The organism is Streptomyces sp. NPDC054840 (genome assembly GCF_053611065.1).
Genome location: NZ_JBSGZP010000299.1, coordinates 1 through 8,501, shown reverse-complemented (window position 1 = coordinate 8,501; position 8,501 = coordinate 1). Strand labels below are relative to the sequence as shown.

Sequence of the window (8,501 nt, the reverse complement as noted above, 5' to 3'; positions counted from 1 at the left end):
TCCACGACGACGGCACCGCCGGCTGGCGCTGGCACGAAGAGCCCTTCGACGCGGTGAACCCGTGACGACCTGGGTTCGCTGCTTCTGGGACGAGGAAGCCGTCTGGTTCAACTTCGAGCTGGACGCCGACGGCAATGTGATCCGGCAAGTCGCGTTGCAGGAGCCCGGAAGCAAGGCGCTGACCGCTGCCTCGCTGGTCGAGTGGCAAGAAGCCCAAAGAGACGGTCGGTCAGCTGAATACGAGAACGTCTACGGTCTGACCGCGGAACCACCCGTCTCCGAGTGGGAAGGGCACGACCCGCAGTCGTTGTCGGCCGATGAGTTCGAGACCGTTTGGTCAACCGCCCGCGGTGAGCTTCAGGACCGTCAGCGGCGCCCCTCTTCCTGACCCCGTCCACCACTGCGGCTTCCGACCAGGAAACTGCCATCTTCAATGCGAAACCGGCCGTCAAGCGTCTAGCCAACCTGACAAGGTCCTACTCAGGCGGCGTCCACCGTCGCCATGATCCATGAGACGCGTCAACCGCACCGCCCACGCGCCTTCGCGACGCCTCGTCACTCCCCCAGTAAGTCGCGATCGACCCTGTCACCCCGCAGGTCAACGGCCTCACCCCTGCAAGATCTAATGAGACGGACAGCGGGCCGAGGCTGCCCCGCCTGTGGTCGCTACTCGGGCGTCGTCTCTCAGCATCCAACCGCCGGCGGCATGGTGTCGCCGGTCAGGCAGCGGTCGAGGAGCGCGTGCATGCAGGGGACCGGGAGGGACGGGTTGGCCGCAGCGCCCTCCGCGGTGCGGGGATCGGCGAGGAGGGCCTCCAGGACTTCGGGCGTCAGGACCGGGTTGGCGGCGGCTGCCCGGCGCACAGCCTCGTCGGCGTCGTCCACTGGGGGTTCGGGCAGGGTGGGATCGGCTGCGGCCAGGGCGCGGACCTGGGGATCCGGGTGGCCGATGGGTCCGGCCGGTGCGCGGGAAGCCGGGCAGCGTCCGCAGGTGCGGACGGTGGGCCGGACGGGTGACGAAGACGTCAAGGAGGAGATGTGGCGGCGCCAGCGGGTGGTGGCAGGCAAGCCGGATCCGTACCTCCTCGTCGTCGTCCCGTGCGAGCGTCTCGACGAGTGCTGCGGGCAGGCCGGACCAGCTCGCCGCGACCCGGCGCAGCACCGGTTCCCCGGACACCGCGCAGGCGGCGAACCACTCGGGTGACGGCTCGACGTCAGGCTCGGTGATCGGGCAGGTGCAGTCTTGACCGTGTCCGATGACCCGGTGAATGGCCCAGTACTCAGCCCAGGTACGGGGGAAGGGGTGGAGGCGTGCACGCCTGCGTACGTCCTCGTCCCGGTCCTCACTCAGCTCGGTGACCAGGTCCGGTCCCAGGTCGGGCCGGGCGGCGACCATCTCGCGGACCTTCGCCTCGGGGTGGCGGGCCAGCCGGGCGACAGCGTACGCCGGGGTGTGGCGGTTCCAGGTCAGCGGGCGCACAGTGCCGTCAGCGAAGCACTGCTCGACGAGCGCGGGGGACAGGGCGCACGTGCCGAGATGGAAGTTCATCACCCAGCACCGGACACTGCTGGCGTCGCACTACCAAGGCATAAGGGTCAGCACCTTCATGGACCGTGATGGCCCGGTGCATCCGGCGGATTGGCGCACGGCCGTGGCACATGCCTGAAGACGGGAAGCCCGCTGCTTCGGCTCGTCCGACGAGATGTACAGAATGCGCGGCGACGGAGCCGTAACGGCAGCCGACGACGGGACCGTGGAAGCCTCCGCGCAGCACAAGGAACTGCGCGGCTGAGCCTGGACGCCGTTGGCGCGCTGTCCGTTCTCGGGCTCTGGCACAACTTCTGTGGACCTGGCGCGATGCGGCAAGTCCGTGCACTGGGTCACGTCCAGGTCGGTTGCAGTGCCGACGGGATTTGAACCCGCGGACAGATGGGAGCAGGCCCGCTCCGTCTCCGTCAGTCGCCGTGGGAGGGACCCCGCCCACGGCGATCGCAATGGGCCGCTCTGCCACGGCACTGCAACCTGCGGGAATGCGCGCACTCCCGCTGCGACTCAGGGTAGAGACACCGTTCGCTGCGGACGAATCTTTTTCCGGGAAGCCGGAGACCACTGCCGTGGGTCCACAGAAGTTGAGCCAGAACCCGTTCTCGTGAACCAAGGCACCGTCGCAGTACTGGATCGGCGCCGGTTTCCCCCAAACAGCGATACGGGAGTCCGTGGGTGACTTCGAGGGCTCCTGCTGCCCAGCGGCGCCTGAGCCCCCACGAAGGGGTGGAGGAGGACGCTCGCGCGGCTTGGTAGCCGCTCCCCCACTTGTCCTCCTGCCACCTCGTCCTGCGCGGCGCGGGGACGATTGTCTACCCATGGAGGACACCGATGGACGCGACGACCCTCGCCCTGCTCGTTCTGATCGTCGGCCACCACAGACGTGCCACGGATCACCGCCCTCCGCGCTGGGCCGCCTGACAACCGTCGTTGACCAGCCGAGAACCCAGCCAGCCGATCGGGGAGGGCCGGAGTCGCCGACGGTCTTCCTCAGCCATGTTGTCTAATACATGGCCTTGTTCATGTTGCATTTGGTTGCCAGGAGGTCTGGAAGATGGACGAGCTGTACCCGCCGGTCGAGCCGTACGAGAAGGGGATGCTCGACGTCGGCGATGGCAACCTCGTGTACTGGGAGGTCTGCGGCAACCCGGACGGCAAGCCCGCACTCGTCGTCCACGGCGGACCGGGATCAGGGTGCGGGACGGGTGCGCGCCAGTACTTCGACCCGGTCCGCTACCGGGTCGTCTTGTTCGACCAGCGGGGCTGTGGCCGCAGCACCCCCCACGCAAGCGAACCCACGACCGACATGCGGCACAAAAACACCACCCGGCACCTGATCGCCGACATGGAGCGGCTGCGGGAGCACCTGGGAGCATTGACCACCTGGGCGGCAGAACGATCCGGGCCGGGCCGCTCGCCCTGACGGTGCCCTGATCTACGTGATCCTGGACAACATGTCGGCCCGCACAAACTGGCGGATGAGGTGGTGGGCGGCCAAGAACGAGGTCGAGTTGTGTTTCACCCCGACCTACGCTTCCTGGGCCAACCCCATCGAGGCTCACTCGGACCGCTCGGCAATTCACCCTCGCCAACTCCCACCACCCCACCACACCACCCCAGTCGCGGCCTTGCCCGCCTGCTCGCGGTGGCGCAACAAGACGCCCGCCACCCCGACGTCCTCGCAGCCCAACGACGCGAAGGAGCCCGCATTCGCAGCGAGAAGGGCATCCGATGGGGCTGCAGACCACTACAAACAGCAGCCTGACCGCCCGGCCTGGCAAGCCTTCCCGGGCACAGCACTACATGTCGAAGGGTTTGTAGCGGGCGTGGACTCCGGGCCAGGCGCGGTCCATGAACGGCGCCCGGTCGAGGCCGTCGAAGCAGCGCATCAGGAAGTCGGTGAAGGTGCCGCTGGTGCGGTACCACTCGGCGCACTCGCTGCCGACCACGATCTCCCAGTTGCCCGGATCCGGGTCGCTGGCCAGGAAGTAGTACTCGCTGCTGTGCTCGTCGTGGCCCCAGCGGATGAGCCCACCAGGGTCGGGGTGGAAGGGGGAGGGGTAGAGGTCCTCCGACCCTCTTCGTGCATCGCGCCAGGCCTCCAGGGACCAGAAGTCCTCAAGTTCGGCAGGGGTCATGAGCCCCGTCGGCCGGTCCAGGTGGAGGTACCCGTCGAGGGTTCCCGGCCCGTACACGTCCATGAAGGCCTTGTAGTCCGCGGGCAGCGTGACACCGAGGTGCCGTTCGGAGGCCTCCCAGACCTCTCGGCGCGGCCAGCCCCACGCCTCCTCCGGCTCACCGAGCAGCGTCTGGAGGCGTTCCAATGGCGATGGCATGTCTTCCCTCGTCCCTGATACGTGACTGGCCGGGAGTATCATCCGGCTTCCCTCTGACAACACCGATAGGCGACCGAGCCGTTGCCGTGGGGTGTGCTGCAACGGGCGATGGCGGGAAGGATGCCGCGGGCCCGAACCTGGTGCCGGTAGACGCCGTGGTCGTAGCCACTGAGGTCCGGGCCTCCCGAACGGGTGGGATGTCATCGAGCAGGTGCACGAGCGAGTGACGTCCTTGCGGTCGCCGTCTTCCTTATTCATCGCAGAGGGGCGCAGCATCCTCAACCCGGCGAACTTCCCCGGTCACAGCACTCGACCAGGGAGTGAAAACCGCGCAACCGGTGGTTCCTCTGCATGCCAGCCTGCGCGCGGCGGTGGGGGGAGCCCCGAGATCCAGCGGTCCGGGTGATCCGCCTTGCTAGGCAATTGCCGGCACATCGTTCGGACACACACGGGGGAGTAGGCACAGGATTACGCGCCCACCACATCGGCGGCCGGTGCGCATGCCTGGCTGCGTCAGTGACAACCGACTCCGTCGGTAGGTCAGTTCTGACTCCATCCAGGGGCTTCAGGGACAAGATCTGAATGTGAGAAGTGACTCCACCTTGGGCGCGTGAGCGAGCGGCCCTGGTGCAGGGATCGCCGGAAGTCGAGCGCTGGGAGAAGGTCCCCGTGGGCGGTGGCAGGGCGCGTATCGAGGTCTGGCATGATCGCTGGCCATGGGCGACAGGGTGTTCGACGCAGTGCTGTGTGATCTTGACGGAGTGATCCGCTTCTACGACCTGACCGAAGTGACGCGTCTGGAGCGGGCAGCCGGGCTTGCCGAGGGCATCACCGCTGAGATCGGTTTCGCCCCCGAGCGAGATCTGCCACTGCTGCTCGGGCAGATCAGCAGAGCCCAGTGGGCCGCCTCCATCGCCGATACACTTGCCGACCGGATCCCCGCCCCGCAGGCCGGCGAACTGGCCGCCGCCTTCGCCCACGCCCCGTTCCGCGCGGATCAGGATGCCGTGGAGCTGATCGGGAAAGCCCGCGGCAGGATGCCCGTCGTACTGGTCACCAACGCGACCGCTTGGCTGGACGAGGACCTGGCCCTGCTGGGACTCACCGACCTCGCCGACCACGTCGTCAACAGCTCCCGCGTCGGCATCGCGAAACCCGACCCGGAGATCTACCGGATCGCCGCGGAACGAGCGGGCGTCCCGGCCGAGCGCTGCCTGTTCGTGGATGACACCCAGGCCAACATCGATGCGGCTCGCGCGGCAGGTATGACCGCCGTGCTCTACCGCGACCCCTCAGATCTTCGCCAAGCACTGGCACCGGTCCTTTAAACAAGGCGGGGAGGCGCTGGCCGACTACCGCTGTGACCAGGACAGACGTCAGCTCGTGACCGCCGCGGCCGCCTTCGGCACGGGCCCGTGTGACGGCCAGGCGGTAGGAGTCGGTGCCGGTTTCGATGATGTTGCCGCCGAAGGTGAGGCGGTCGACGATGGCGGCGCAGAGCCGGGGGTCGGTGAAGGTTTTTGTCCAGCCTCCAAACGATTCGTTGGAGGCTATCGCCACAGAGCTCTTCTCCTCGCGCTCGGTCAGAACCTGGAAGAGGAGTTCGGCACCGCGCCGGTCCAGTTCCATATAGCCCAGCTCGTCAATGCAGAGAAGGTCGACGGGGCCGTAGCGGGCGATGGTCTTGGCGAGGAGTTTCTCGTCGGCGGCTTCGACGAGTTCGCCACGACGGGGTGCTAACGCCGTTAGCACCCCGCACTCATCGGCGTGCCGCCACGTTCCTGAGAGCGCCTGCTGTCTGTTCCTCATCTGATCGAGGCGCGTTCGGGCAAACCCAGTCGTTTTTCTGTGTGTCAGCGGACCCAGCAGCGTGGTCGATCGCACTGGGGGTCTACCGGCTCTATGACATGCCCTGTGCAGGAGGTATCGGCTGGCTGAGTGTCAAGTTGCCCGAACTAGCCCGTTTGGGTGTCGTGGGGGGCGGACTAGACGGCCTCAAAGCCCTGTAAGCCCCGGTGCGGGTCTACCGGATGGAAGTAGGTCCGTTCACACCGGGCCTGTTGAGATAGGCGTCGTAGGGGGCCATTACGTGCTTCGCTTTTTTCCGTTTTGGTAGAAATTTCCTGATCGTGGTTGCCGACCACGAGCCGCCGGGGAGGTCCTGCTGGTGTTGGCCAAGCCGATTGGCTTCGAGGCGGAAGGGCGCCGGTCGACGAGAAGACTTGAGCTCGGAGTCGTGACCGGCTATCAGGTTGCCAAGCCCGTTGAGCGGCGTCGAAGGTAGGGCGAACGCACGTCCTCCGCCTCAGTAGCCGCGGACGGCTGTGTCGAGGAAGCCCGGGCGCTGGCGGTGCCTGCCCCTCCAGGTTGCAGTATCGGGATGCTGGGCAAGGGCTCCGCTCTTGCCCAGGGTCGGTAGCTCCTCAGCCCTGGCGGGCTTGCGGTGCCCCGCCGGGGCAGTAAGGCACCGCTGGCGGCCACCGGTTGTATTGGCTTCGAAATAGGGAAGTGTGGACGAGGTCGGTGGGTGGTGCAGGTGGCCACTGATCGCGATTGTTCGGGAGACCCTCCGATGTGGCTGGCTTTCGGTGGTACCGGTATCGGGTCCTGATAGAGAGTCCCGCTACTCGGTCAGCATGGTCGGATTGCTTACCCAAGCCACCTTCCGGGCGTTCGGCCACCCTGGGCAACTTACGCCCCATTCCGCAGTCGAACCTGTGCACGGTCCTTGGTGCACTGTTTGAGCAGGGGATGCCACCCACGGGGAACGAGCGGTGAAGTCATGCGGTTGAGCAGGCGGATGGCGAAGGTGGGGGAGGGGCCGGTGCACTCCGAGAGGGGTTCGGGCGGTGAACGAGGTGTTGTGGTCAAGGTCGAGAGGGAGTCGACCAAGAGGACAGTCGGGATGCTGTGGAAGCAGCTGCCTGGGCGACACCCCAGTGTGGGGACGTGCAAGCGGTCAAGGGCTCTTTTAGAAGAGAGCGGCGAGATGAAACGCCTCTGACCTGCAGTTTTCTGAGTGTCTATGTGCTGCGTGGAGCACCTTTGGTCCTGCGAAATGTGTACCTGGGGAGCACATTTGGCCCAAAAATCAAGTACCCGTGGACTTTCTGGACGGCCCCGTCAGGCGTTGAGTCTTCGCAGGTCGAAGCGCTGCGGTGAGCACTGGGATGACCCGAGCCCACCTGCCGGACCGCATGAAGATGTGTCGCTATCACGACACCAGAAATCAAGCAGTGGTGAACTTCCGGTGCGCAGCGACACAGAAAATCCATGTGTCGTGGACTTTCTGTGTGTCGGCCGGAGGGCCGGGCGTCTGAGGTCCCGTACGGCGCGCCGGTGCGTCAAAAGACAACCAGGCGTTGATTTTTAGATAGTCTCGGATCGCCTGAGTAACAAGGAGGTCCTGTGACATCTGATCCGCCCGCCCGTCGTCGACAGCGCGGGCCCCGGCCTGTTCCCGCACCCACCGCAGCAGGGAACGATGCCGAGTTCGGAGACATCCTGGCCGTCCTCGGCCAGCAACTCGGGGAGAAGGTGGCCGAGGCCGCCGACCCCGGCGGCCGTCGTCGGCTCAAGGGCGTCCACTTCGAGTACGCAGCGGACCCACGGTCAGTTCACGACATGGCTGGCGGTGCCGGCTACAGCCTGGCCAGCAACTGGTTCACACAGCTGCTGGCCCAGCTCGCCGTCGCCAACAGCATCACCAAGTCGCAGCTCTGCGTTTTCCTGTTCGTAGCCGGCGGGCAGGTACCGGGCACCGGAATCGCCCAGTACACACAGCAGGAGATCACGGACGGACTCAACAAAGTCGCCGCCCAGAAGGGCGGCAAGATGATCACACGCTCCACCGTGAACCGTGCCGTCCAGGCGCTGTGCGGCTACCACTGGATCGAGAAGGCCGGAAACGGCCGGATCCAGATCAACGTACGCCTGTGGTTCCACGGCAACAGCACCGCTCAACACGACGTCCTCGCCGAGATCGCCGGACGCCACGACCGAAATGCCGAGGCCTTCCCCTACGCGGTGGGACCCGAAAGCGCCCATCAGGAGGAGCTGGACCTCGACTTCGGAGCCGACACAGGCATCCGTAGAAGGAAACGAACCGGGTGACAGCGCAGACAGACCCACCTCTGGGCAACCGAACACGAGGAAGGCCATCCCATGGCTAACGTCATGTCTCCGATCGTCTCGGAGCGCATCTGGGCCCTGCCCCTGTCAGGATCCGCTGTCAAGTTCCTCCAGTACCTCCTCTACCGAAGCGACTTCGGAGGAGCAATTCCGGTACGACAGAGGGACATGGCAACCGAATACGGCGTCACGCCTCAGGCCATCAGCGGACTCATGGCTCCCCTGTGCGCCCTGAACATCGTCCTGAGACCGCGCAGTGAGGAGCGGAACGGAAACTCATACCGCCTCCACCCTCTCGCGGCGAAGTACGAGACCCCCGAAACCATGGAAGCCGCGTTGCGGGACACGCTCGTCCGCATTCAGGCCGGAGACCTGCCCAACCTCAAGCTCCCCACTTACCACCAGACGCCGCCCGCTCCCACAGGCCGGCCGAAACTACAGGTCGCCTGACCTGCGCATACACAACAAACAAGAGGGCCCTCCACCGC

6 protein-coding genes, 1 tRNA gene and 3 pseudogenes are annotated in these 8,501 nt (G+C 66.0%); 6 read left to right on the top strand and 4 right to left on the bottom strand.

Annotation, left to right across the window (positions count from 1 at the left end; genetic code table 11):
* Positions 1-388: hypothetical protein (locus ACWGIU_RS21175; protein ID WP_453707992.1), on the top strand; the 388-nt coding region annotated here is incomplete at its 5' end.
* A gap of 296 nt (positions 389-684) precedes the next feature.
* On the opposite strand, the gene ACWGIU_RS21170 is transcribed toward ACWGIU_RS21175, so the two are convergent.
* Together ACWGIU_RS21170 and ACWGIU_RS21165 are read right to left on the bottom strand one after the other, a co-directional pair.
* Positions 685-1,068, bottom strand: a complete 384-nt coding sequence (locus ACWGIU_RS21170; RefSeq protein ID WP_453707990.1) for a hypothetical protein — start codon at positions 1,066-1,068, stop codon at positions 685-687.
* A gap of 831 nt (positions 1,069-1,899) precedes the next feature.
* Positions 1,900-2,018 (bottom strand) — tRNA-Gly (locus ACWGIU_RS21165).
* A gap of 582 nt (positions 2,019-2,600) precedes the next feature.
* Here ACWGIU_RS21165 and ACWGIU_RS21160 point away from each other — a divergent pair.
* Together ACWGIU_RS21160 and ACWGIU_RS21155 are read left to right on the top strand one after the other, a co-directional pair.
* Positions 2,601-2,918 (top strand): annotated as a pseudogene (locus tag ACWGIU_RS21160) (alpha/beta fold hydrolase); the annotation flags it as partial.
* 3 nt (positions 2,919-2,921) lie between these two features.
* Positions 2,922-3,311, top strand: a pseudogene (locus ACWGIU_RS21155) (transposase); the annotation flags it as partial.
* Between the two features lie 34 nt (positions 3,312-3,345).
* Here the strand turns inward: ACWGIU_RS21155 and ACWGIU_RS21150 are convergent.
* Entirely contained in the window at positions 3,346-3,882 is a 537-nt protein-coding gene (locus ACWGIU_RS21150) for an SMI1/KNR4 family protein (RefSeq protein ID WP_453707989.1), read from the bottom strand.
* 716 nt (positions 3,883-4,598) lie between these two features.
* On the opposite strand from ACWGIU_RS21150, the gene ACWGIU_RS21145 reads away from it, so the two are divergent.
* Positions 4,599-5,210, top strand: a complete 612-nt coding sequence (locus tag ACWGIU_RS21145; protein ID WP_453707988.1) for an HAD-IA family hydrolase — start codon at positions 4,599-4,601, stop codon at positions 5,208-5,210.
* Positions 5,211-5,283: 73 nt separating this feature from the next.
* On the opposite strand, the pseudogene ACWGIU_RS21140 reads toward ACWGIU_RS21145, so the two are convergent.
* Positions 5,284-5,604 (bottom strand): annotated as a pseudogene (locus tag ACWGIU_RS21140) (ATP-binding protein); the annotation flags it as partial.
* Positions 5,605-7,290: 1,686 nt separating this feature from the next.
* On the opposite strand from ACWGIU_RS21140, the gene ACWGIU_RS21135 reads away from it, so the two are divergent.
* Complete coding sequence (locus ACWGIU_RS21135) at positions 7,291-7,995, top strand: hypothetical protein (RefSeq protein ID WP_453707986.1); 705 nt, start codon at positions 7,291-7,293, stop codon at positions 7,993-7,995.
* A gap of 186 nt (positions 7,996-8,181) precedes the next feature.
* The gene (locus ACWGIU_RS21130; RefSeq protein WP_453707984.1) at positions 8,182-8,463 is read left to right on the top strand and encodes a hypothetical protein; all 282 of its coding nucleotides are present in this window, start codon (positions 8,182-8,184) and stop codon (positions 8,461-8,463) included.
* Positions 8,464-8,501: the final 38 nt, after the last annotated feature.